Source organism: Rhodopseudomonas sp. P2A-2r (genome assembly GCF_026015985.1).
Classification (GTDB): Bacteria; Pseudomonadota; Alphaproteobacteria; order Rhizobiales; family Xanthobacteraceae; genus Tardiphaga.
In genome coordinates this window covers 4,480,753-4,504,387 of record NZ_CP110389.1, presented here as the reverse complement: position 1 = coordinate 4,504,387, position 23,635 = coordinate 4,480,753, and the positions used below count along the sequence as shown (strand labels likewise).

Here is a 23,635-nt window from a genome sequence, read left to right as displayed (position 1 = left end):
CGATGCGTGTTCTCGTTCTCGGCGGCTCCACCGAAGCGTCCGAATTGTCGCCGCTGCTCGCGGCCGACGGCCGCTTCGATGCGATCCTGTCGCTGGCAGGACGTACCCTGAATCCCCGGGCGCAGGCGGTGCCGCTGCGGAGCGGCGGCTTCGGCGGTGTCGATGGTCTCAAAGCTTGGCTGCGCGAGCATGGCACCGAGGCGGTGATCGACGCCACCCATCCCTTTGCCGCGCAGATGTCGGCCCATGCCGTGGCTGCCTGCGCGCAGCTCGGGATTCCGCTGACGTCGATCGACCGGCCGGCATGGCAGCCAGTGCCCGGCGATGACTGGCGCAGCGTCGACAGCGTCACGGACGCCGTGGGGGCGCTCGGAGCGGCGCCGCGCCGGGTGTTGCTGACGGTAGGGCGACTCGAACTCAGCGCCTTCGCGGCCGCGCCGCAGCACCACTACGTCGCCCGCATGGTCGATCCGCCTGGCGATATCGCGCTGCCGCCCGATCTCCATGTGCGGTTGGCGCGCGGGCCGTTCGATCTGGCGTCTGAGGCGGCGCTGCTCGACGACGAACAGGTCGAGGTGATCGTATCGAAAAATTCGGGTGGCGGTGCCGCCTATGCGAAAATCGTCGCGGCGCGCGAACGCGGGATTCCGGTGGTGATGATAGCGCGTCCGCACAAGCCGCGTGGCGATTGGCTTGCCAGTCCAGCCGCCGCAATTCCCTGGCTTGAGCAACGGCTGCATCACAGTCTGTCGCGTTCGGCGCGCGGCGTGTAGACCCACGGCGTCTTGCCGTCGCGCGCCAGCAGCCGGGTTGTGGAGGCGCCGACGATCACCAGCGTGCGCATGTCGACCAAGGCGGCATCGACCTCTGCCAGCGTGGTGACGACGACGCGGACATCGGGCATGGCGGCGTTACGGATCAGCAGCACCACGGTCTCCGGCGCCTTCCTGGCGCGCAACAGCTCGAAGGCGAGCCCGATCTGGTGCGGCCGTGCGGACGAGGCCGGGTTGTAGAACGCGATGACGAAGTCGCCATCGGCGGCTGCTGCGAGCCTTTTGGCGATGGTCTCCCAGGATTTCAGATTGTCGGACAGCGAGATGGCGCAGAAGTCGCCGCCGAGCGGCGCACCGACTTCGGCTGCCGCAGCGAGCATCGCGGTGATGCCCGGTTCGACCCGGATGTCGAGCTGCCGCCAGGCGGGATCGCCGGCCTCGATCGCCTCGAAGACCGCAGCGGCCATGGCGAACACGCCCGGATCGCCGCCCGACACCACGGCGACATGGCGGCCTCCGACCGCAAGCTCAAGCGCATGGCGCGCGCGATCGGCCTCGACGCGGTTGCCGGTGCCGTGACGCACCTGCGCGGGATCATTGACGGGAATGCGATCGATATAGACGCTGTAGCCGATCAGGTCGGTGGCGACAGCCAGCGCCCGCGCCGCCGACGGCGTGAGATAGTCGGGCGAGCCCGGGCCGAGGCCGATGATGACGAGGGAGCCGCTCACAGCCGTCGCCCCTGCCCGGGAATCAGCACCATGGAAAAATATGGCGCCGTGGCATCGTTGCAATCCGCCAGCGGCATGATGCGCTGTTCGGCCATGGTGCCGCGCACCACATAGATCGCGCGCTCCAGAAGCCCGGCGGCCGTGACGGCGCGGCGGATTTTTCGAGGTTCTTGCCGACCTTCATGATCACGGCGGCGTCGGTGTCGCCGAGCCGCCGCGTCAGCTGCGCCTCGTCGAGCGTGCCGGGCAGCACGGTCAGCACATCGTCGCCCCAGGTGATCGGTGCATTGGCGCGGGTCCACGCGCCCGACATGCCGGTGACGCCGGGCACGACCTCGATCGGGAATAGCGTGTCGAGACGGCGCCACATATGCATGAACGAGCCGTAGAAGAACGGATCGCCCTCGGCCAGCAGCCCGACCGATTTGCCCTGCCGCAGCTGCGCGGCCAGCAGATCGCCGCTCTCTTCGTAGAAGCGGGCGATCGGCTCGCGATACGCGGCATCATGGGTGGGGACTTCGTCGGTCACCGGATATTCAAGTCGCAATTCGTGGCGCCCGGCGGCGATCAACGGCGCGACAATGCCGCGCGCATTGCCCTGCAGGCCGCGCTTGGCAAAGAATGCCACCACGTCGACGCTCTGCACCAGGGCTGCAGCGCGCAGCGTGATGTAGCGCAGGTCACCCGGTCCGACGCCGATGCCGTACAATGTCCCCGCAGCGGCGCGGCCCGCGAGGCTTTCGATGGTTGTCATTCGCGGTCGCTCGCCAGGGCATTGATGGCTGCCACGGCCATGGCGCTGCCGCCACGGCGGCCGTGGACCACAAGAAACGGCACATGGGCCTGCAGGGCCAACGCCTGCTTGGATTCGGCGGCGCCGACAAAGCCGACCGGTACGCCGATCACCGCAGCCGGCAGCGGCGCGCCGCGATCGAGCATCTCGAGCAGATAGAACAGGGCGGTCGGCGCATTGCCGATGGCCACCACCGCGCCGGCGAGACGCGGGCGCCATAGTTCCAGCGCCGCTGCGGAGCGCGTGTTGCCGAGTTGCGCGGCGAGGCCGGCAACCGAGGGGTCGGAGAGGGTACAGATCACCTCGTTGTCGCGCGGCAGCCGTTTGCGGGTGATGCCCTGCGCCACCATGTTGGCGTCGCACAGGATGGGCGCGCCGTCATGCAACGCGGCGCGGGCACGATCCGCGAAGGTTGCCGACATCTCGATGTCGTCGACGATATCGGGCATGCCGCAGGCATGGATGATACGCACCGCAACGCGCTCTTCCACGGCGTTGAACCGCGCCAGATCGGATTCGGTGCGGATGATGGCGAAGGAGTTGCGATAGATTTCCTCGCCATCGCGAATGTAGTTGTGCGGTTCAGTCATGCTGTTGCCATGGAGCGAAAGATCCGGTCGAGGAATGCCGCGAGTTCGGATGCCGATACGGACTCGGAGAACGGGTCGCGCGCCGTGCCGTTGCGCACGATGCCGAAGCGGTCGCCGGTGCCGACCAGAACCAGATCGGACGGCGCCGACCGGGCGCAGCCCTTGGCGCAGCCGGACACGTGGATGTTGCCGGTGAAGCCGCCAGGGAGATGCGGCGCCAGCTGGCGCGCGATGGCCCGGGTGTTGAGCGTCGTCGATGCGCAGGACGGCGCGCCGGGGCAGGCCTCGATGCGCAGCAGCGGATCGTCCGCCGCGACGATCCATCCGGCGGCGCTATCGAGCAGACGCCGCGCGGACGGCGCATCGGGGACTTGTGCGTAGAGGACGCGCCAGGGCGAGAGTCTGACCTCGCTGACGCCGGCCGATGTCAAAGCCGCCACAAGCGTCCGAATCTGGTTATGCTCGATGTGCCCGAACGGCATCGCCAAGCCGACGGCAAAGCGGCCGTTGCCGAAATCGAACGCACCGACGCGACGGGGCGCGATCGGTGCAGGGACTGGCGGCCGATCGGGCCGCGGACCAAGCCGCGCTGCTACAACCGAACGGATCGCGGCGACGTCGGTCTCGGATAGTTCGCGCATGCGCCGCCGCTGCGTGGGCTGGGTCACGTCGAGATAAGCGGTCGCGATTGCGATGCAGGCGTCCGCGGCGCTGTCCGGCGTCACCGTGCCGAGCCAGAGCGTGCCGCCGCGGCGGTCCAGGCCGACCGCGAGCATGGGCGCTGCATCCACCCGGACCGCAGCGAGGCGAATATCGGCGCGCTCGCCCGACAGGTCCAGCGCGCCGCCGCCATCCACGATGAAGCCAAACTTGCCCGGCAGCGACCACAGCGACGCGCGCGCCATGAGCGTTCTCGTGAGTGCAGCGGCAACCTCGCGCACGTCCAAAACTTCGCTCGGGTCGATGCCGGCAGTGGGATTGATCATGACGTTGCGCACCGATTCGCCGTCGGCATCGCTGTCGAGCAATCCCATGCGCCGGATCCCCTGCTGCAACGGCGCCAGCGCCGCCCTGCTGACGCCGCGGATCTGCAGGTTGGCGCGGCGCGTCAGATCGAGCTGGCCGTTGCCGAACCGCGCGGCGGCCTCGCCGAGCGCGGACAGGTCGTCCACGCCGAGCCGGCCGAACAGCGGCCGGACGCGCACGATCAGGCCGTCGCCGCTCGGCATCGGCCGCAAGGCGCCCGGGCACCAGCCCTTGATTTCGATCGCGTCCAAATTCCGCTCGTTTCTGTCCGTCTTCGCCGCTCGGCGGGTGAGCGACGCCCTGCGCCAGTGGCAAGGCCGCTCCAATTTGGCCGACAATTACGCTAACTGGCGCTGGCGGTCGAATCGAGCCGATAGAAGGGATGTCCGCGAGCAACCCTGCGGCGGGTTCCGAGGCGGCCGGGGCGTGCCGCTGGCGAGCCGGTCTTTAGGCGGCTTCGGAAATCGGGTTCGCCGCTGTCCGGCCTTCGCGCGGCAGGGTCACGCAGACCACCGTGCCGGTGCCGAGCTTGGAGCGCAGCCGCATCGAACCGCCATGCAGGTTGGTCAGCGACTTGGCAATGGCGAGGCCAAGCCCGGAGCCGTGATAGGTCTTGGTCAGCTGGCTCTCGACCTGCTCGAACGGTTTGCCGAGGCGCCGCAACGAATGCGGGGCAATGCCGATGCCGGTGTCGGCGATCATCAGCACCACGGAGTCGCGCAGCACGCGCGCGCGGACCTCGACCTTGCCGCCGTCCGGCGTGAACTTCACCGCATTCGACAGCAGGTTCACCAGGATCTGCTTGATGGCGCGGCGGTCGGCAACAACCGCGAGGTCGGCTTCGATGTCCGAGCGCAGCGTCAGTTGCTTGTCGTCGGCGCGGCCGGACACCACGCGCAGCGATTCCGAAAGGGTCTTGGCCAGATCTAGGCGCTCCAGGTCCAGCTTCATGCGGCCGGCCTCGATCTTCGACATGTCGAGAATGTCGTTGATGACTTCCAGCAGGTAGTGACCGCTGGTGAGAATGTCGTGGCAGTATTCCTGGTATTTTTCCGATCCGAGCGTGCCGAACATGCCGCTGCCCATGATTTCGGAGAAGCCGATGATGGCGTTGAGCGGGGTGCGCAGCTCATGACTCATATTGGCGAGAAACTTTGACTTGGTCTGGTTGGCTTCCTCGGCGCGGTTTTTCTCGTCCGAGTATTTCTGTGCGAGGTCGGCGAGTTCGAGCGCCTGCTGTTCCAGCGTGGTCTGCGAGTGCTTGAGATCGATGACCGTGGCGCGCAGCCGCAGATCGTTGTCGACCAGCTTCTGCTCGTGTTCCTTGATGCGGGTGATGTCGGTGCCGACCGACACATAGCCGCCGTCCTTGGTGCGGCGCTCGCTGATATGCAGCCAGCTGCCATTCTCGATCTGGGCCTCGAAGGTGCGCGCGCCGGGGGCGTGGGCGCTGGATTCGGCGAGGCGGGTGCGCACTTCCGGCATGCTGCCGACTTCAAGTACCGTCTCATACGAGGTGCCGGGCGTGACCGCGGAATCCGGCAGCTTGTGCAGCCGCTGGAAGTGCGAGTTGCAGAGAACCAGACGATCTTCGGCATCCCACAGCACGAAGGCTTCCGGAATGGTCTCGATGGCGTCGCGCAGCCGAAGGTCGGCCTCGACCGTCTTTTCGGCGAGGCTTTTCTGCTCAGTGATGTCGACAGCGATACCGATCAGGTGCTGGCCGTTGTCGCCGGGGCCCTGGCTGAGTTCGCAGCGCACCCGCAGCCAGATCCAGTGGCCGTTGCTGTGCTGCATGCGGAAGGTCTGGTCGATGTGGCTGAGCTGCGAGGAGATCAACTGGTCGGCGATCTCGAACAGGTCGATGTCGTCGGACTTCACCAGCGCGTTGACCTCGCCGAAGGTCAGCAGGTCGCTGCGGCTGTCCAGTCCGAGCATGGTGAACATCGACTGCGACCAGAAGATCCGTCCGCGCGACAGGTCCCAGTCCCACAATCCGCAGCGACCGCGGTTGAGCGCAGTGTCGATGCGGCCGCGCACGGCATCGTTGATGGCGTCGCCCTCGCGGGCGCGGGTCGATTGCCAGTGAAAGGCAAAGCCGAGGATCAGCACGACGAAGCCGGTGGTGGCCGACAGCGTGATGGCAAGCGCCGCATCGGAGCGCCAGATCGATTCGTTGTTTTCCTGCACAATGACTAGCCGGCCCGGCAGCGACTTGACGATGCGCTGGATGGCAAGCGCGTGGTTGCCGCCGGGAAGGGTGACTTCGACGGCGTCGGCGTGCTGGCTTTGCGGGGTGACCGACTGGGTCGCGCTCAGAGCGTCTAGGATGCGGCTGGTGTCGCCGAGCGGCACGTCGATCGGGACCCGGGCGAGGATGCGAAGATCGGCGCCGATGATGACGACGTGGCGACCTGCTGCGATGCCCCATGACGGAATGAGACCGGGCAGCGCGGCCTGCAGTCGTTCGCTCGATGCTGCACGGTCCAGCTGCGCGGCGCCGACGCGCTCAAGCCGCTCGCCGAGCAGGTCGGCCAGCGCAGCCATGTCGCGCTTGGTGGAAGCCTGCTTCTGGCGGCCCTGATCCAGGACCTGCACGAAGGCGCCAAAGAAAATGGTGATGAGAAATGCAATGATCAGTGTCGGCACTGCGCGGCGGAGCGCCGGCTCCGCAATCAATAGCCTATGATAGGCCGGTTTCGCGATCGACTGCGCCAATCCCTTGATCGAATCGGATTGGACGCACGCGCTCGCCGCGTGTGCGCGCGCCATAGCTTAGCCCCCTCGGCTTTGTCGCTGAACTCTGACCGAAAAGACTGCCCCGTCGCTTCGAATCAACGGATTCATTTGAATCCAGATTGCCCGGGCTGTCGAGAGTCAACGAAACGTTAACGTGAAATAAATTCTATCCAAGGGAAAATTTATGCGATCAGCTCGTGATCATACGGACGTTGATGAGTCCGAAACAGGAACGCCGCGTGTTCAGGCGTTGCGTTGCGGTTCGGCGTGACTGATCACGCGCTTCACGCTGGGGAATGCGCCGCGCAAAGCGCGCTCGATCTCGTCGACGCCATTGTGGACATCGATCACGCTCATGGTCGGCGCGGCCCGGCAATGGAAGTTCACGATCTCGCCGGCGTCGGTATCGCGCACCCGCACGTTGTGGATGTCGTTGATGGCGCCGCCGGCTGCGAACCGCGCCAGCGCCTGGCTGATCTGTTCGGCACGCGCCGGTGCCACGTCGGTGCCTAGCGGCAGATCCGGCTGCAGCGGTTCGATGTGGGTGTCGACCTCGGCGTCCGCGCCGAACTCGTCGCGGATATTGCGCTCCAGTTCATGGGCGATGTCGTGCGCCGCGTTGAGCGGCATCTCGCCGTCGACCTCGAGATCGATGCTGACCGTGAGCCGGCCGCCGAGGTCGTGAACGGTGACGTGATGAATTGCGACGCCCGAATTGCGTGCGATGACCATGATCCGCTCGCGAATGCTCTCGTTGTCGCCGGCGATCGGGACGGCGGTGAAAGTCAGGTCGGCATCGTCGAGCACGCGGCTGACGGCCTCCTGCGCCTTGCGCTTGATGTCCTCGATGCGGTCGATCGGATAGATCCGGGGCACGTGGACGATGGCATCGATGAAATGGATGGTCCCCACCATGCGGACGCGCAGCCGTTCGATGTCGACGACGCCAGGCACGGCGGCAATGGCCGCCGACGCCTTTTCGGCGGCGCCTTCCGGCGCACGGTCGAGCAGGGTCTCCACGGTCGAGCGCGCCAGCCGCAGGCCGAGCAGCGAGATCACGACGGCAACGCCGATGGCGGCCGCGGCGTCGCCCCATGCATAGCCGAAAGCGGACAGCGTCAGGCCGATGATCACGGCGCCGGAGCCGAGCACGTCGGAGGCAAAATGCAGGGCGTCGGCGGCCAGCGCCTGGCTCTTGGTGTCGCGCGCTGCGCTGTGCAGAGCGCGGGCGCGCCAGAAGTTCACCGCGATATCGACCAGCAGCACCACGAACGGCAGCGCCGACAATGTCGGCGGCGGAGCGCCTTCGCGCAGATGACTGAAGGCCTGCACCAGAATGCCGCCGGCCAGCACGTAGAGCATGGCAATGACGCCGAGCGCCGACAGGCTCTCGATCTTGCCGTGACCGTAATGATGCTCGTCGTCGGCGGGCCGATCGGACACACGCACCACCAGCCATGTGATGACCGTCGCCACGACATCGACAGCACTGTGCAGCGCTTCGGAGATCAGCGACAGACTCCCGATGGCAATGCCGACAATCAGCTTCGCCGCCGTCATGCTGGCGCTGGCAAAGATCGAGATGACGGCGACGCGCGTCTTGGTCTGGGTGATGGTGGGGGTGCTCATGGGCGCGGTTTATCAGCCCGTCGGCCGACGTCAACGCGCGTGTTCGCAACTGCAACTTAGTCGCAGTTGAGGTCCGATTCTTGCGAGCGCTCGAACCGTACGTTTTTCTTCAATGTGTTGTCACGAAGCTGACGTGGCCGATCAGAAACGTCCGGCAGCGAACGGAGCGGGATCGACGAACGGCGTTTCGTTGGTCATCATCTCGGCGATGAGACGACCCGTCACCGGTCCCAGCGTCAGCCCGTGATGCGCATGGCCGAACGCAAACCACAGCCCGGCATGCCGTGGCGCGGGCCCGATGATCGGCAACATGTCGGGCGTGCAGGGCCGCAGCCCCATCCACGGCTCCGGATCGACACGATCGGCCAGCGGAAACAGCGCGCGGGCCAGCGGCTCGACCACGCCGAGCTGAACCGGCGTGCGCGGCGCATTGGGCAGCGCGAACTCGATGCCGGTTGTGAGACGAATACCGCGCACATTGGGCGACAGCAGATAACCGCCCTCGGTGTCGAGCACCGGGCGGTTCAGCCTGGCGTCGCCGGCCGGGCTGTAGTGCATATGATAGCCGCGCTTCGCTGCCAGCGGCAGATTGTAGCCGAGCGCCATAGTGAGATCCGGCGCCCATGCGCCGAGCGCCACTACCGCGCTGCCGGCACGGACGACGCCATGGGCGGTCGTCACCTGCCAGCCCCTCCGTCTGCCGCGAAGGTCCGGGCATCGCCCTGGACGAATTGTCCGCCCAGCTTCTGAAACAGCGCGAAGTACGCCATGGTCAGCGCATGCGGGCTCTCGATCCGGAACGGATCGGTCCAGTCGATGGCGCCGACCATCTCCGGCGCGAGATAGGGCTCCTCCTGCTGCAGGCCAACTGCGTCGAGGCTGCGATAGTTCAGGCCGAATTCGCTGCGCATGACCTCGGCCTGCTTCAGCCGGGTATCGCGGGCCTTGTGTGTGCGGAACGCCCGGAGCCATCCGCCGCTTTTGAGCAGATGCGAGGCGTCGGCGGCTGCGGCAAGCGCCTGATGCTCTGCCACGCTGTGCTCGATCAGCTTGGCGTATTGCCGGACCAGGCTCAGATATTTCTGCGGGCTCGAATTCTTCCAGTACGAAAACAGGAACGGCGCTACCTGCAGAAGTGCCAGGGGATGGTAGCGGACGTCGTTCTGCCGGTTCATGCCGTAGCGGAGGATATCCGGGATGCTGTGCGGAAATGCATGCGGGAAAACGCCTTCGCGCTGGATCAATCCGCCGTTGCCGAACGAGCATTCTTCACCCGGCAGGCGACGATCGACCAGCACCACCGAGCGGCCGCGTTTCGCCACATGTGCCGCCACCGAGACGCCGACAATGCCGGCGCCGAGCACGATCGTATCGACAGATGAATCCGGTCTGTCCGTGGTCATATGCAGAACCCTTGCTGAATCGGCGGTCGAGGCGGTGCCTCATGGCCGAATGCCGGCGAGAGAGCAGGCGGCGCAACGGCGCGCCGCTGCCCGCGGCTGATCCCGGGTTGTTTCAGGTTCGGCCCGGCTGAGTCAACGCGCTGCACTGCACAGGTGGGGTGCAGCAACGACGTGCGTTTCGGCAGATAGACTAGTTCGGGCAAGCGGCGCCAGTCTTGACCCAGGCCGTCACCAGCGCGCCGGCCCGTTCCTGCGTGCCCGGCGCCGGCGTGCGGCCGAAGCCCGGGTGCCAGGCCCAACCCACCAGCGTGTCCTTGCCGATATGATCGATCAGCGCTTCCACCGGACGGTTGCCGTTGCGGGCGGGATCTTTGATCTGCTGGCAGATCTCCGCCACGGTCTTGCCCTGCCAGGCCATTTCCAGCGGCGCGAGATGCCACTCCGGATGGCCCGGGGTGCGGGCGGGATCGAAATTCGCGGCGCGGTGGCAACTGGCGCAGCGCATGGTCTCGGTGCCGTGGCCATCGACGCCACGAACCACCGGCGGCTGATGCAGCTTGGCCTGATCGCCTTGATAGGGCCTGTCGCCGGCAGGATGGCAGTTGGTGCAGCGCGGATTGGTCAGCACCTTGCCAAGTTCGGTGAAGATCGCGGCGGAGCGCGCATTGACGTCTGCGATGCCGTCAAAGCTCTGCGGCGAGGCGAGCCCGTTCGATCCGGGTTCGGCCGCGGCAAAGCCGGTGAGCATGCCGATCGCGAGCGCGGCAATCATCGCGACGGTCTTGCCCGGCATCTCGGTCATATGGTCGCTCCTGATGCCGGTCATGCGGCCGTCGGTCTTGTCTAGACGAGATAGCGTTTCGGGTCGGCGAGGATCACGTCGCGCACGGCTTCATGGTACTTGATGTAACCGGTGCAGCGGCACAGGTGGCCGTCGAGCGCTTCGGTGATCAAGGCCTCCAGCCCGTCGCGCGCCACCGGGGTCTTCGCCAGGCGTTCGAGCAGCACCTGGCCCTCATTGAGGAAGCCGGCGGTGCAGTAGCCGCACTGGAACGCGAAGTGTTCGATGAAGGCCTTTGCAGAACCGTCAGTTCGCCGTCCGTCGCATGACCCTCGACGGTGCGGATCGCCATGCCGTTGAAGCTCGCCGCGGAGACGACGCAGGTCGGGCTGGTGGAGCTGGTGCCGTCCGGCGCGTCGACGATGACTGCGCAACTCAGGCACTGCGCGGCACCGCAGCCGAACTTGGTGCCGGTCATGCCGAGATGCTCGCGCAGAAAATCGTTCATGCTGAGATCGTCGCGCACCTCGGTGGGACCATGCGCCTTGCCGTTGATGGTGATGCTCAGTGCTGTCACGCGAGCGCTCCCTTGAGCAGGCTTTGGGGCACCGGCAGCGACTGGAAGCGCCGGCCGGTGGCGTCATGGATGGCATTGAGCAGCGCCGGCACGACCGGGATCATGACGACTTCCGCAATGCCCTTTGGCTTTTCATCGGGCAGCGGCGGCAGCATCTCGATTTCCAGATCCTGCAGCGGCAGGTCGGAGCCGCGCGCGATCAGATATTGCCCGAGATTCCACTGTCCGTTGCCGGGGCCGCCCTCGAACGGCGGCAGCGTCTCCAGCAGCGCGTAGCCGACGCCCATGGCGAATCCGCCCTGCGCCTGTCCGAGCACCAACTCCGGCACCAGCGCCTGGCCGCATTCGAGCACGCTGTAGGCCTTGGCGATCCTCAGAATACCGGTGGCCTTCTCGATCTCCACGCGCACGGCAGTGCCGCACATCGACGTGTACGACGTGCCGATGCGGTTGTTGCCGGTCGGCGGAAACTTGACGCTGACGCGGTCGAGCCGTTGGAACGGCCCGTTGCCGCGGCGCACCGCCAGCGCGTCGATCTCGGCACGGTACGGCACGCCGCCCAGCTGGAAGCGCCCCCGCGACCATTCCCAGCGCGAGAAGCCGTGGGCCATGGCGCCGGTGACCAGGCCGCGCGCATGCGCGGTGGCAGCTAGCATTTTCAGCGGCAACGGCGGCAGCCCGGCAAACGTCAGCTCACCGTTCTTCCACTGCGACTTGGCGAACTCCTTCGCGCGTGGATCGGTCGGCGCGATCTTCCACAGCAGCAATGCTGCCGGCCACAGGCCGAACTGGAAGATCACCTTGGCGGCTTCCGCCGGTGCATGCGTGCCGACATGGGCGCCGATCGAGGCGGAAGTCGCCGAACTGATGGCCGGCACCCAGCACGGGTTCTTCTCCGCCGCGTCCTGCGTCTTCTGATCCATAGTGTAGGAATCGCCGGAGGTGATCATGCCGAGCGCATCGAACGCGCCGACCTGGGCGACCGCGACTTCATCGGAGGTGCCGCCGAGGTGCAGCGCCACGCGGTTGGCCAGCGCAGTGCCGACGCCGGTCCCCATCTCGGTGTGATCGTTCCAGATCGCGATGTGTCCGTCGGGCCCGAGTTCGACGCGCCCGTTGGAACAGTCGCCGCCGGTGCCGTAGTCCTTGGTGGCGACGGCGACGCCGGTGCCGACCAGGAAGCCGGGCTTGGCCTTTGATTTTTCGGCGACGCGGTTCTGCCAGATCGCGTGCTGCTCGAGCTTATCGAGAATTTCAGGCGTGCGCACCGAGACGATGTAGCGATTGCCGGCGAGGGTGCGGCCATCCTGCTTCAGCGCGTTGCGGCGGCGGAAATCGATCGGATCCAGTTTGAGTTCGGCGGCGGCTTCGTCGACCAGCACCTCGATGGCGCTCATGGTCTGCAGCGTGCCGTAGCCACGCATCGATCCGGCGGTCACGCCGCGGGAATGCAGTGCCACCGTGGTGACGTCGACCTTCGGCACGTCATAGATGCCGAGCGCGGCGTTGGCGGCGACGGTCGCGACGTTGGGCGAGAAGTTGGCGAGGCCGCCGCCATCGAGCACATGATCGGCGGCGAAAGCGAGGATCTTGCCGGTCTTGCGGTCGATGCCGATCCGCGAGTGCATCTTGATGGCGTGGCGCTTGATGCCGCCCTGAAACTGCTGGTAGCGATCATGGGCCAGCCGTACCGGGCGGCCCGGAAAGAACATGGCGGCGAGCGCGATGTAGAACACGAACGGCGTGTGGTCGCGACCGCCGAAGCCGCCGCCCATATGGGCGTAGTTCGAATGGATTTTTGCGGGCTTGAACGGCGCCTTTGCCTTGCCGAACAACTCGCCGAGCGATTCCGTGGTATCGTAGGGCGACTGCACGCCGAGCACCAGTTCGAGCTGCTTGCTGCCCGCATCGTACCAGCCGAGGGCGGCTTCGGGCTCCAGGAACATCGGATCGATCGACTGGGTATCGAACTGGCGATCCAGCACCAGCATGTCCGGATTGCTGGCGTCGAGGCCGGCGCGAATGGCCTCGCCATGGCGGGCGGCTTCGCCGTAGGGCTTCGTCGTTTCCTTGGCGAACGGTGCCCATACTGGCAGTTCGGTGTTCTGGATTTTGCCAGGGCTGACCCAGCCGGCCATGATCGGCGAATAGACGTCGGGCGCATCCGGCGTGGGGCCGGCGACCCGGGTGAAACGGAACGCGGCGAACGGCGGCTGCGATACCGGGCCCGTCTCCTCGCCGAATCTCACAAAGGTGTTGTCGCGCAGGGCAAGGCGCGCGCGGTCGAAAGCATCGAACGTGTCGAAGATCAGCAGCGCGACGGGCTGCCCCATATAGAGCGGCGTCTTGCCGAGCGGGCAGAACAGGTCGCCGGTGTAGAAAGCGGGGATGCTGAGGCCGATGCCGTCGATCTCGGCCGCGCTGACGACCACGGTCGGCTTCATCGCGCCGGTGAGGCGCGCCAGATCCATGCCGATATAGACGTGGGTCGCGTCAGGCGCGCGGATCAGGACCGCGTGGGACGTGGTGGAGGGCCAGCCCGGCATGTCCGCGGCGCGGAAATCGGATGCATAGAGTTTTGCACCGGTGACCTTGGCGACGCCATCGACGCGACCGGCGCCCTTGGCCGCCGGATTGAAGGCATTGCGCCCTGGCAGCGTCTCGCGCGTATCGAAGGCGATATCTTCGGCTTGGGCGAGCCGCGAGAGGCTGAGCGAAATGCCGCCCGCCGTCATCCACTTCACGAAGGCGCGTCGCGACGGGCGCATGCTTCTACCTTTGGCTCGGGAGGACACGATACGGAGCTTCGCAACGCGGCTTCGCAGCAGCACAATATGAAGTCGCTCGATCTGCACGTCACCATAGAACAGTGCACGCGGTGGCAACAGGGCGGGCAAGTTATCCCGATGGTGAATACCGGGTTACACATCTGCACGACAGTGTTGTGATTGGGGCGATGGTTGCGTAGCTTTTACGCGGTGCCTCCGCCGATGGAGTGCCGGGGAAACAAAAATGAAAAACTCAAATGCGCCCGGGTCCCCGGGAGCTTCTGCCGCTCATGTATTCGACTATGTTATCGTCGGTGCCGGTTCCGCGGGCTGTGTGCTCGCCAACCGCCTGACCGCATCCGGCAAGCATTCCGTGCTGCTGCTTGAGGCTGGCCCGAAGGACCGCAACATCTGGATCCACGTGCCGCTTGGCTACGGCAAGTTGTTCAAGGAAAAGACCGTCAACTGGATGTACGAGACCGAGCCGGAGCCGGGGCTGGATGGCCGCAAAGTGTTTCAGCCGCGCGGCAAGGTGCTCGGCGGTTCGAGTTCGATCAACGGGCTGCTCTATGTGCGCGGCCAGCATGAGGACTACGATCGCTGGCGCCAGCTCGGAAATGCCGGCTGGGGTTTTGACGACGTCCTGCCGTATTTCAAGAAGGCCGAGGACCAGCAGCGCGGCGGCGATCAATTCCATGGCACGGGAGGTCCTCTGCCGGTCTCCGATACACGGCATCCCGACCCGCTGTCCGACGCCTTCATCGCCGCGGCGGTCGAGACCGGCCTTCCGTTCAACCCCGACTTCAATGGCGTCACCCAGGAAGGTGCCGGCATGTTTCAAACCACGACGCGACGGGGCCGCCGGGCCAGCACCGCGGTGGCCTATCTGCGTCCGGCGCTGAAGTCAGGCAAACTGCGCGTCGAGACCGAGGCCCACGCCCAGCGTATTCTGTTCGAGGAGCGCCGCGCCGTCGGCGTCGCCTACAAGCAGAACGGCGTTGTTCATACCGTGCGCGCGGGCAAGGAAGTGCTGGTGTGCAGCGGCGCCTATAATTCGCCGCAACTGCTTCAGCTCTCCGGCATTGGTCCCGCCGACCTGCTGCGCCAGCATGGCATCGACGTGGTTCTGGACGCGCCGGGTGTCGGCCACGACTTGCAGGACCATATGCAGGTGCGCATGATCATGCGCGCCAAAAATGCCATCACGCTGAATGACGTGGTCAACAACCCGCTGCGCAAGATGATGACCGGGCTGCAATATGCGGCATTTCGGACCGGACCGCTGACCATTGCGGCCGGCACCGCCGCGGCCTTCTTCAAGACCGATCCCCGATTGGCGACGCCGGATATTCAGGTGCACTTCCTGCCGTTCTCGACCGACAAGATGGGCGAGAAGCTGCATCCGTACTCCGCTTTTTCGGCCTCGATCTGCCAGCTGCGCCCGGAGAGCCGCGGATCGTTGCGCATCAGAAGTGCCGATCCTGCCGTGCCGCCGGAGATCCGCATCAACTATCTCGCCACCGAGACCGACCGGACCGCCAATGTCGAGGGTTTGAAGATCCTGCGCAAAATCCTGCACGCGCCGGCGCTGAAGCCCTTCGTCGTCGCCGAGATCGATCCCGGCCGCGATGTGGCAAGCGACGACGAGCTGCTGGCCTATTGCCGGCAGCGCGGTAGCACGATCTATCATCCGACCTCGACGTGTCGCATGGGCAACGATCCGCTGGCGGTGGTCGATCAGCAGCTCCGGGTGCGCGGCATCGACGGCCTGCGCGTGATCGACGGATCGATCATGCCCGATCTGGTGTCGGGCAACACCAACGCGCCGATCATCATGATCGCCGAGAAGGCATCGGATATGATTTTGCGGGATGCGGGGTGATGTAGGGTGGGCAAAGCTTCACCGCGCGCAGTGCGGAGACGCGTGCTCACCATGCAAATCGCGGCGTAAGATGGTGGGCACGGCGCAAGGGCGCCTTTGCCCACCCTACGATCACTGCGATTACAGCGTCACCACGATCTTGCCGAGATGCGCATTGGCTTCCATGTGGTCGAACGCCTTGCCGATCTCGGCGAAGGGATAGACCCTGTCGATCGGCAGCTTGAGCTTGCCGGCTTCCACCGCCGGCCAGATATCGGCGCGGACGGCGCTGAAGATATCGCGGATTTCCTGTGCCGAGCGGGTGCGGAAGGTGACGCCGATGTAGTGGATGCGGCGCGCCGCGTGCAGGTCGAAGTTGAAGTCGCCATGGGTGCCGCCGAGCCGGCCGACATTGACGATGCGGCCGAGCACCTTGGTGGCCTTCAGGTTCTGGTTGGCGATCGGGCCCGAGATCTGGTCGATGATGAGGTCGACGCCTTCGCCGTCGGTGGCCTTCAGAACTTCGTCGACCCAACCGGCGTCTTTGGAGTCGACGGCGAGGTCGGCGCCGAACTCGTGCAGCCGGCTGCGTCGCTCCGCATTCGTCGAGGAGCCGATGACCGTCTTCGCGCCCTTGAGCTTTGCGATCTGCAGCGCCATCAGGCCGACGCCGGAGCTGGCGCCCTGGATCAGCACCGACTGGCCGGGCTGCAAGCCGCCGTTGGTCACCAGCGCGTTGTGCATGGTGGTAAGGGCGACGGGCAGGGTGGCGGCCTCTTCCAGGCTCATATTCGCGTTGGACGGGATGTGAAAGACACGACCGTGATCCGCCAGCGTATATTCGGCGAAGGCCGCGGCACCCGAGCCCATCACGCGGTCGCCGACCTTGACGCCTTTGGCGTCCGGGCCCAGCTCAGCCACTTCTCCCGCCCATTCCATGCCCAGCACGGTGCCGGCACCGCCGGCGCTGCCGTGGACATGGCCCTTGGTCATGCCGAGGTCGGCGCGGTTGAGCCCGCAGGCGCGCACACGGATCAGCACCTGGGTGCCCGATGGTGATGGTTGCGCAACGTCGGTGATCGCAGCGCCATCGGCGCCGTAGACAAAGGCTTTCATCGGATCGTGCTCGTTTCAGTGCTGGGTTGGTGACAGTTATTCCGCGGCTTGGCGCTGGCCGCCGGACAGCATGGACTCAAGTCGCGACCGGATGATGGCCTCGGCGTCGCGCACGATACGCGAGACCAGCTCCATGCAGCTCGGAATGTCGTGGATAAGGCCCTGCACCTGGCCGGCCGACCAGATGCCGTCCTCGGCGTCGCCGGTGGCGTAGACCATCTTGCCGCGGGCACCGGCAACCAGTTCGCGGACCTGCTCGAAGGTGGCGCCTTGCTTCTCCAGCGCCACCACCTGCTGGCTCACCGCGTTCTTCGCTACGCGCGAGGTGTTGCGCATGGTGCGGAAGATCAGCTCGGTCTCGCGCTCGTCATTGGCGACGATGCGCTCCTTCACGGCCTGATGGATCGGGCTCTCCTTGGTGCACATGAAGCGCGTGCCCATATTGATGCCTTCGGCGCCCAGCGCCAGGGCGGCGACGAGGCCGCGGCCGTCGCCGAACCCGCCGGATGCGATCATCGGAATTTTGATCTTGTCGGCGGCCGCAGGAATCAGGATCAGGCCCGGCGTGTCGTCCTCGCCGGGATGGCCTGCGCATTCAAAGCCGTCGATTGAGATCGCATCCACGCCCATGCGCTCGGCCGACAGGCCATGGCGCACGCTGGTGCATTTGTGGATCACCTTGACGCCGTGCTTCTTGAATTCGGTGACGTGCTCCTGCGGCTTGTTACCGGCGGTCTCGACGATCTTGATGCCGCTCTCGATGATCGCCGCGCGATATTCCGCATAGGGCGGCGGCTTGATCGAGGGCAGGATGGTCAGGTTCACGCCGAACGGTCGGTCGGTGAGATCGCGGCAACGCGCGATTTCTTTGTGAGGTCCTCCGGAGTCGGCTGGGTCAGCGCGGTGATCATGCCGAGGGCGCCGGCATTGGCGACGGCGGCGACCAGTTCGGCGCGCCCCACCCATTGCATGCCGCCCTGTACGATCGGATGCTCAACGCCAACGAGTTCGGTGAAGCGGGTCTTGATCATGGGGTCTCCCCAAAATTCCGGCGCACGGAAGGCGCACGTTGTTTGCTGTTGGGGAGAGGATGCCGCCCGATGGAGGGAATGTCCATCGGGCGAGCGCCGGCACGCCATAACATATGGCGGTTGCCGCAGCTGTCATTTCGGTGTGCGAGCACGGCAGTTGCGAGCAGACCTCAGCCACTCCAACAGGGTTGCCGGGGAATCCCGAGATGTTCATCGTCTCATGTCGAGGTTCCCCGCCGCTCCAAGTAGAGCGGCTGAGGTTCGCTCGAGCTTCGCTCTCGCGCCCCCGGAACGACGTCGTGGGGCTATGCCACCGCGGCGTGCTTCTCATCCACGCCATCGTGCTCAAGCGCGGTCGAGATGTCGCGAATGCTGACGACGCCGATCAGCGTGTGGTCGTCGATGACCGGCACGTGGCGGATGTGGTTCTTGTTCATGAGGTGGCGGACATGCTCAAGCGTGTCGGTGGAGCGGCAGGAGATCAGCTGCTGTACCGAGATCAGGTTCGATACTTTGAGGTTGAGGCCGGCCGCGCCGTGTTCGGCGACGGCACGCACCACGTCGCGCTCGCTGAACATACCGACCGCGGTATTGCCTTCGGTGCGGCAGACATCCTTCACCACCAGCGCGCTGATGTTTCCGGCTCGCAACAGCTGGGCCGCAATGGCGACGGTCTCGTTCATCCGCACCGTGGCGATGCGCGTGCTCTTCTTGCGCAGGACGTCTCCGACTTTCATCGCATCCTCCTCAGGTCAGTTGTTGATCAGTTCTTGTATGCCACAAATTGGTATACATAATGCCAGATGTCAACACGAAACGCCTGCGGGTCAATTCGAATAAGCGTCAGTACCACTTACGTTTTTTCCCTTTGGCCTTCGAGGCAAGCGGAGCTGAGCGTTCGTCTCTGCGCGTGCAAAGTCGGTTCAGCAAAAAGGCGCCCCGTGAGGAGCGCCTTTTCAACTCGGGCATTGGGAAGCGGCTAAGCCGTCTTGGCGTTCCGTGCCGCGGCGTCCGCCGTGGCGAACTCGTTGCCATTGATGAAGGCGCGCCGCATCGGCTTGATGACGAACAGGGCGAGCAGCGCTGCAGTGGCGTTCAGCGCCACGGCAATCACGAACACCGCCTGCCAGCCGTAGCGCGAGGCTACCAGGCTAGCCACCGGTACCAGCAGTGCGGCGGTGCCTTTGGCCGTGTACAGCATGCCGTTGTTGGTGGTGGCGAACTTGGCGCCGAAGGTGTCGCCCGAGGTGGCCGGGAACAGGCTGTAGATCTCGCCGAACACGCCGAAGTACACAGCGGTGGCAAGCACGAACACCATCGGAATGTGGCCGTAGGCCGATAGCGTCAGCAGCATCAGGGCCGCCGTCCCGAAGGCGATGAACATGGTGTGTTCACGGCCGATCGTGTCGGACACCCAGCCGAAGAACGGCCGGCCGAAGCCGTCGAAAATACGGTCGAGCGAGATCGCGAAGGTCAGCGCGGCCATCTGGAAGCCCGCCAGGCTGACCGGCGAGTTGGCGATCTTGAAGTCGTGAGCGATCGGTGCGATCTGCGCCGCCGTCATCAGGCCGCCAGCAGCAACCATCACGAAGACCAGATACATCACCCAGAAGATCGGGGTGCGCAGCACCTGCGGCGGGGTGAAGTCGATACGGCTTTGTGGCAGATGGAGCTGCTTCTTTTTGGCCGGCATGGCATGCAACGGTTTGCGCATGAAGAAGGCGAGGATGAACACGATCACGCCCTGGCCGATGCCGAAGGTGAAGAAGGCATGCTGATAGCCGCTGGCAGCGATCATGTTGGCGATCGGCACCACGGTGATGGCGGCACCGGCACCGAACCCGGCGGCGGTGGCGCCAGCTGCGAGTCCGCGACGGTCGGGAAACCATTTCAGCGCGTTCCCAACGCAGGTACCGTAGACCGAACCGGCGCCAATGCCGCCGAAGATGGCCGCGGCGTACAGCAGCACCAGCGAGTCGGCGTAGGAGTTCAGGATCCAGGCAAGGCTGATCATCACGCCGCCGAACATGATCACGGCGCGCGGGCCATACTTGTCGACGAACCATGCCTCGACCGGAACGAGCCAGGTCTCGACCACCACGAACAGGGTGAAGGCGAGCTGGATTGCGGCGCGGCCCCAGTGATACTTCGCATCGATCGGATCGACGAACAGCGTCCATCCGTATTGCAGGTTGGCGATCATCGCCATGCAGACGATGCCCATCGCGAGCTGAATCCAGCGGAAGTTGCCGGGGGCGGTGGCCTGCGTCGTCGCGTCTGTTTGTGGAATCATAAGACCTCCCGATGCGCGCTTCCTTTTGCGGCTTAATGCCGCAAGGTTTGTGACTTAATGTCGCAAGCGTCGATTTCGCCGGAAGTCTGGTATATTATATTCCAACTTGCAAGCCCGTCTTCGGAGCAGTTGTGCTGCAGTGCGAAGCCGGCCGGATCCCTCGGCACGGGAGTGCGCACAGGTCATCGTTCAGCTTTCTGCGAAGGAAAGCCGGCATTTGCATGACGACTACACGCAAAAAACGCGCCCGGCCGGAGCCGAGCGCGCTTGATGACGTCGTGAAGAAGGCTAGACGGCCAGCGCCTTGCTGACCACCGAACGTCGCCACGGCTTGAGCACCGCGATCGCCAGCAGCGAAGCCAGAATGTTGGCGCCCGCCGCAATCAGGAAGACGTTGTCCCAGCTACCGGATGACTGCTGCATGTAGTTGGCGACCGGGACCAGCAGAGCTGCCGTGCCCTTCGCCGTGTAGAGCAGGCCGGCATTGGTCGTTGCGAACTTCGAGCCGAATGTGTCGGTACAGGTGGAGGGAAACAGCGAGTAGATCTCACCCCAGGCGAAGAACACGAAGCCGGACAGCAGGACGAACCACAGCGGATCGTGGCCCCACAGATACAGGAGATAGATGCCGACGCCTTCCATGCCAAAGGCGATAAACATCGTATTCTCGCGGCCGATCTTATCGGAGATCCAGCCGAAGAACGGCCGGGTCAGGCCGTTGAGCACGCGGTCGATGGTGGCAGCGAAGGTGACGGCGGTCATCGTCATCGCCATCAAGGTCACCGGCACGTTGTCGATCTTCCAGTCTGCCGCGATAGGCTTCAGATTTGCCGTCACCATCAGGCCGCCGGCACCCACGATCACAAACATGAAATACATCAGCCAGAAGATCGGGTGGCGGATCACCTCGGTCGGCGCGTAGTTGCGCCGCGTCTGGATGACATTGGCATTCACCGTCACGGCCGGCACCTGGCCGGCCTTCGGCGCGTACAGGAAGAATGCGAGGATGACGATGATCAGGCCCTGGCCGAGACCGAAGTACAGGAAGGTCGTCTGGAAGCCGGAGCCGGCGATCATCGCCTGGATCGGCGCCACGGTCAGCGCGGAGCCGGCGCCGAAGCCGGCGGCAGTGATGCCCGCGGCAAGGCCGCGCTTGTCGGGAAACCACTTCAGCGCGTTGCCGACGCAGGTGCCGTAGACACCGCCGGCGCCGATGCCCGCCACGATCATGCCGAGATAGAAGCCGTTCAGCGTTTCAGCCTGCGCGTTGATCGCCCAGCCGATGCCGCACAGGATGCCGCCGACCAGCACGACGATACGCGGGCCGTATTTATCGACGAACCAGCCTTCGATCGGCACCAGCCAGGTTTCGAACAGCACGAACAGCGTAAATGCCCACTGGATCGAGGCGCGATCCCAGCCGAATTTTTCTGGATGTCGGGGACGAAGAACGTCCAGCCGTATTGATAGTTGGCGATCATCACCATGGCGCCGACGCCAATGGCCAATTGCGTCCAGCGATACGCGTCGCTGACGCGTCCGATGGCTGGAGTCGCTCCGTGAACTGCATCCGTCATACGTTTCTCTCCCGAGGCGCCATTCTGTTTTTGTAGCGCTCTACCTCAGGCAGTTTGGTATATGATATGCCAGTAGACAAGGAAAATCTTGACGGCTTGTCGCCGTAAATTCTGCATTGCTGTGCTGCAGCACAAACGAGCAAGCCGGCGGTGGTCGGCCGCCGGCGGGAGGGTGAAGTAGCAGAAGCATGCAGCTATCGAAAGACGAAACCCCAGCACTGCGCGGGTGCGATAGTCCGTTCCCCGGACGCAGTGCAGTGCGTGCCCTGACAATGCGAAGCATCGTTAGGGAGCGTAATGCGCACAGCCGGGGCGGGGGCCCCGGTGGGGCGTGTGAAGCAGCCGGGATTCCGGATCTGCGCAGCGGCATGAAGAATGCCGCAGCGCGTCCGGGAAACGGAGTGCTATTGCGCAGCTTGCGGCCGCGGCGGGCGGAGGCGGGAGAGGCCGTTGGAGATCACCGACCAGAACAGCGCGATCAGTCCCAGGATCATGATCGTGCTGACCAGGCTGTTGGAGAAGAAGATTCCCAGCGCCCCCTGCGAGCCCAGCAGTGACTGCCGGAAGGCTTCTTCCGCCTTGTCGCCGAGCACGATCGCCAGCACCAAGGGTGCCAGCGGATAGTTGCACTTCTTCAGCGCGTAACCGATCACGCCGAACACCAGCATCATGACCACGTCGAAGGTGCTGTTGTGGACGGAATAGGCGCCGATCGCACACAGCACAAGGATCAGCGGTGCGATGATGCTGAACGGCACCCGCAGGATGGCGGCGAATACAGGCACGCAGGTCAGCACGATGATCAGCCCGACGAGATTGCCGAGATACATCGAGGCGATCAGGCCCCAGACGAATTCCTTCTGCTCGACGAACAGCATCGGGCCGGGCTGCAGGCCCCAGATCAGCAGTCCGCCAAGCAGCACGGCTGCGGTCGGCGAACCGGGAACGCCGAGCGACAGCATCGGCAGCAGCGCGGCGGTGCCGGCGGCGTGGGCAGCGGTTTCCGGCGCGATGACGCCCTCGATCTCGCCTTTGCCGAAATTCTTGCCGTTCTTCGAGACACGCTTGGCGATGCCGTAACTCATGAAGGAGGCCGGGGTGGCGCCGGCGGGGGTGATGCCCATCCAGCAGCCGATCACGCAGGAACGCAGCGACGTCATCCAGTAGCGCGGCAGCGACTTCCAGGTCTTGAGCACGATACGCAGGTCGATCTTAGCTTTACCGCCCTTGAAGTTAAGGCCTTCCTCCATCGTCAGGAAAATCTCGCCGAGGCCGAACAGGCCGATGACCGCGATCAGGAAGTCGAAGCCGTTGAGCAACTCCGTCGAACCAAACGTCAGGCGCAACTGGCCGGTTATGGAGTCGAGGCCCACGGCGGCGAGCGCGAAGCCGATCATCATCGAGGCGACGGTCTTGAACGGCGGTTCCTTGCTCAGTCCGACGAAACTGCAGAAGGCCAGGAAGTAGACCGCGAATTTTTCCGCCGGCCCGAACTGCAGCGCGAAGCTCGCCACCAGCGGTGCGACCAGCGTGATCATGATGACGGCGAACAGCGCGCCGACGAAGGACGATGTGAAGGCGGCAGTGAGGGCTTCCGCGGCCTTGCCCTGCTGCGCCATCGGGTAGCCGTCGAAGGTGGTGGCTACCGACCATGGTTCTCCGGGTATGTTGAACAGGATCGAGGTGATCGCGCCGCCGAACAGCGCTCCCCAGTAGATGCAGGACAGCATGATGATGGCGGATGTCGGCGGCATGCTGAAGGTCAGCGGCAGCAGAATGGCAACGCCGTTGGCGCCGCCCAGTCCCGGCAGCACGCCGATGATCACGCCCAGCACGATGCCGAGGACCATTACCGCGATATTGAAGGGCTGCAGGACAACGGCAAAGCCGTGAAAGAGATTGGCAATTTCTTCCATGTTCTCGGAGTCCTCAATACCTGCTGACGAA

Annotated in this window: 15 protein-coding genes and 4 pseudogenes; 2 read left to right on the top strand and 17 right to left on the bottom strand. The window is 65.0% G+C overall.

Annotated elements, in window-relative coordinates:
* The first annotated feature begins 2 nt into the window (after positions 1-2).
* A complete protein-coding gene (locus ONR75_RS21780; RefSeq protein WP_265079081.1) occupies positions 3-773 on the top strand; it encodes a cobalt-precorrin-6A reductase in 771 nt (256 codons plus the stop codon).
* On the opposite strand, the gene cobJ is transcribed toward ONR75_RS21780, so the two are convergent.
* The 11 genes and pseudogenes from cobJ to ONR75_RS21725 form a co-directional block, all read right to left on the bottom strand.
* A complete protein-coding gene (gene cobJ, locus ONR75_RS21775) occupies positions 740-1,504 on the bottom strand; it encodes a precorrin-3B C(17)-methyltransferase (RefSeq protein WP_265079080.1) in 765 nt (254 codons plus the stop codon). The two genes, ONR75_RS21780 and cobJ, sit on opposite strands and share 34 nt — an antisense overlap.
* Positions 1,501-2,258: pseudogene (locus ONR75_RS21770) on the bottom strand (precorrin-2 C(20)-methyltransferase). The gene cobJ and the pseudogene ONR75_RS21770 overlap by 4 nt, the downstream one beginning before the upstream one ends.
* Positions 2,255-2,887, bottom strand: a complete 633-nt coding sequence (locus ONR75_RS21765) for a precorrin-8X methylmutase (protein WP_265079079.1) — start codon at positions 2,885-2,887, stop codon at positions 2,255-2,257. Before ONR75_RS21765 ends, ONR75_RS21770 begins: the two are co-directional and overlap by 4 nt.
* Positions 2,884-4,164, bottom strand: a complete 1,281-nt coding sequence (gene cobG / locus ONR75_RS21760; RefSeq protein ID WP_265079078.1) for a precorrin-3B synthase — start codon at positions 4,162-4,164, stop codon at positions 2,884-2,886. The genes ONR75_RS21765 and cobG overlap by 4 nt, the downstream gene beginning before the upstream one ends.
* A 196-nt stretch (positions 4,165-4,360) precedes the next feature.
* Complete coding sequence (locus ONR75_RS21755) at positions 4,361-6,685, bottom strand: PAS domain-containing sensor histidine kinase (protein ID WP_265079077.1); 2,325 nt, start codon at positions 6,683-6,685, stop codon at positions 4,361-4,363.
* A gap of 210 nt (positions 6,686-6,895) precedes the next feature.
* Positions 6,896-8,281, bottom strand: a complete 1,386-nt coding sequence (locus ONR75_RS21750; RefSeq protein WP_265079076.1) for a cation-efflux pump — start codon at positions 8,279-8,281, stop codon at positions 6,896-6,898.
* Positions 8,282-8,422: 141 nt separating this feature from the next.
* Positions 8,423-9,013 (bottom strand): NAD(P)/FAD-dependent oxidoreductase, encoded by a 591-nt coding sequence (locus ONR75_RS21745; protein WP_265083760.1) that lies wholly within the window; start codon positions 9,011-9,013, stop codon positions 8,423-8,425.
* Positions 8,959-9,684, bottom strand: a complete 726-nt coding sequence (locus ONR75_RS21740; RefSeq protein WP_265079075.1) for an NAD(P)/FAD-dependent oxidoreductase — start codon at positions 9,682-9,684, stop codon at positions 8,959-8,961. The genes ONR75_RS21745 and ONR75_RS21740 overlap by 55 nt, the downstream gene beginning before the upstream one ends.
* A 190-nt stretch (positions 9,685-9,874) precedes the next feature.
* Positions 9,875-10,486, bottom strand: coding sequence for an Isoquinoline 1-oxidoreductase subunit (locus tag ONR75_RS21735; RefSeq protein ID WP_265079074.1), 612 nt, complete (start codon positions 10,484-10,486; stop codon positions 9,875-9,877).
* Between the two features lie 41 nt (positions 10,487-10,527).
* A pseudogene (locus tag ONR75_RS21730) lies at positions 10,528-11,042 on the bottom strand ((2Fe-2S)-binding protein).
* Positions 11,039-13,810, bottom strand: a complete 2,772-nt coding sequence (locus tag ONR75_RS21725) for a xanthine dehydrogenase family protein molybdopterin-binding subunit (RefSeq protein ID WP_265079073.1) — start codon at positions 13,808-13,810, stop codon at positions 11,039-11,041. The pseudogene ONR75_RS21730 and the gene ONR75_RS21725 overlap by 4 nt, the downstream one beginning before the upstream one ends.
* 244 nt (positions 13,811-14,054) lie before the next feature.
* Between ONR75_RS21725 and ONR75_RS21720 the strand changes: the two genes are divergently transcribed.
* Positions 14,055-15,692 carry a GMC family oxidoreductase gene (locus ONR75_RS21720; protein ID WP_265079072.1) on the top strand — a complete coding sequence of 546 codons (1,638 nt, stop codon included), beginning with the start codon at positions 14,055-14,057 and terminating at the stop codon, positions 15,690-15,692.
* Between the two features lie 120 nt (positions 15,693-15,812).
* Here ONR75_RS21720 and ONR75_RS21715 read toward each other — a convergent pair whose 3' ends face one another.
* From ONR75_RS21715 to ONR75_RS21690, 6 genes and pseudogenes are all read right to left on the bottom strand, one after another.
* Positions 15,813-16,787, bottom strand: a complete 975-nt coding sequence (locus ONR75_RS21715) for a zinc-binding dehydrogenase (RefSeq protein WP_265079071.1) — start codon at positions 16,785-16,787, stop codon at positions 15,813-15,815.
* Between the two features lie 36 nt (positions 16,788-16,823).
* Positions 16,824-17,818, bottom strand: a pseudogene (locus ONR75_RS21710) (NAD(P)H-dependent flavin oxidoreductase).
* Positions 17,819-18,123: 305 nt separating this feature from the next.
* A complete protein-coding gene (locus tag ONR75_RS21705) occupies positions 18,124-18,555 on the bottom strand; it encodes a CBS domain-containing protein (protein ID WP_265079070.1) in 432 nt (143 codons plus the stop codon).
* Positions 18,556-18,797: 242 nt separating this feature from the next.
* Positions 18,798-20,111, bottom strand: a complete 1,314-nt coding sequence (gene oxlT, locus ONR75_RS21700) for an oxalate/formate MFS antiporter (RefSeq protein WP_265079069.1) — start codon at positions 20,109-20,111, stop codon at positions 18,798-18,800.
* A gap of 288 nt (positions 20,112-20,399) precedes the next feature.
* Positions 20,400-21,688 (bottom strand): annotated as a pseudogene (gene oxlT / locus ONR75_RS21695) (oxalate/formate MFS antiporter).
* A 404-nt stretch (positions 21,689-22,092) separates the two neighbouring features.
* Positions 22,093-23,604, bottom strand: a complete 1,512-nt coding sequence (locus ONR75_RS21690; protein WP_265079068.1) for a tripartite tricarboxylate transporter permease — start codon at positions 23,602-23,604, stop codon at positions 22,093-22,095.
* Positions 23,605-23,635 lie beyond the last annotated feature (31 nt).

Excerpts from the sequence above, each read along its gene's own strand:
- ONR75_RS21780 (WP_265079081.1), top strand. The coding sequence starts at position 3 with ATGCGTGTTCTCGTTCTCGGCGGCTCCACCGAAGCGTCCGAATTGTCG.
- ONR75_RS21765 (WP_265079079.1), bottom strand. The coding sequence starts at position 2,887 with ATGACTGAACCGCACAACTACATTCGCGATGGCGAGGAAATCTATCGC.
- ONR75_RS21755 (WP_265079077.1), bottom strand. The coding sequence starts at position 6,685 with ATGGCGCGCGCACACGCGGCGAGCGCGTGCGTCCAATCCGATTCGATC.
- ONR75_RS21750 (WP_265079076.1), bottom strand. The coding sequence starts at position 8,281 with ATGAGCACCCCCACCATCACCCAGACCAAGACGCGCGTCGCCGTCATC.
- ONR75_RS21740 (WP_265079075.1), bottom strand. The coding sequence starts at position 9,684 with ATGACCACGGACAGACCGGATTCATCTGTCGATACGATCGTGCTCGGC.
- ONR75_RS21735 (WP_265079074.1), bottom strand. The coding sequence starts at position 10,486 with ATGACCGAGATGCCGGGCAAGACCGTCGCGATGATTGCCGCGCTCGCG.
- ONR75_RS21725 (WP_265079073.1), bottom strand. The coding sequence starts at position 13,810 with ATGCGCCCGTCGCGACGCGCCTTCGTGAAGTGGATGACGGCGGGCGGC.
- ONR75_RS21720 (WP_265079072.1), top strand. The coding sequence starts at position 14,055 with ATGAAAAACTCAAATGCGCCCGGGTCCCCGGGAGCTTCTGCCGCTCAT.
- ONR75_RS21715 (WP_265079071.1), bottom strand. The coding sequence starts at position 16,787 with ATGAAAGCCTTTGTCTACGGCGCCGATGGCGCTGCGATCACCGACGTT.
- ONR75_RS21705 (WP_265079070.1), bottom strand. The coding sequence starts at position 18,555 with ATGAAAGTCGGAGACGTCCTGCGCAAGAAGAGCACGCGCATCGCCACG.
- oxlT (WP_265079069.1), bottom strand. The coding sequence starts at position 20,111 with ATGATTCCACAAACAGACGCGACGACGCAGGCCACCGCCCCCGGCAAC.
- ONR75_RS21690 (WP_265079068.1), bottom strand. The coding sequence starts at position 23,604 with ATGGAAGAAATTGCCAATCTCTTTCACGGCTTTGCCGTTGTCCTGCAG.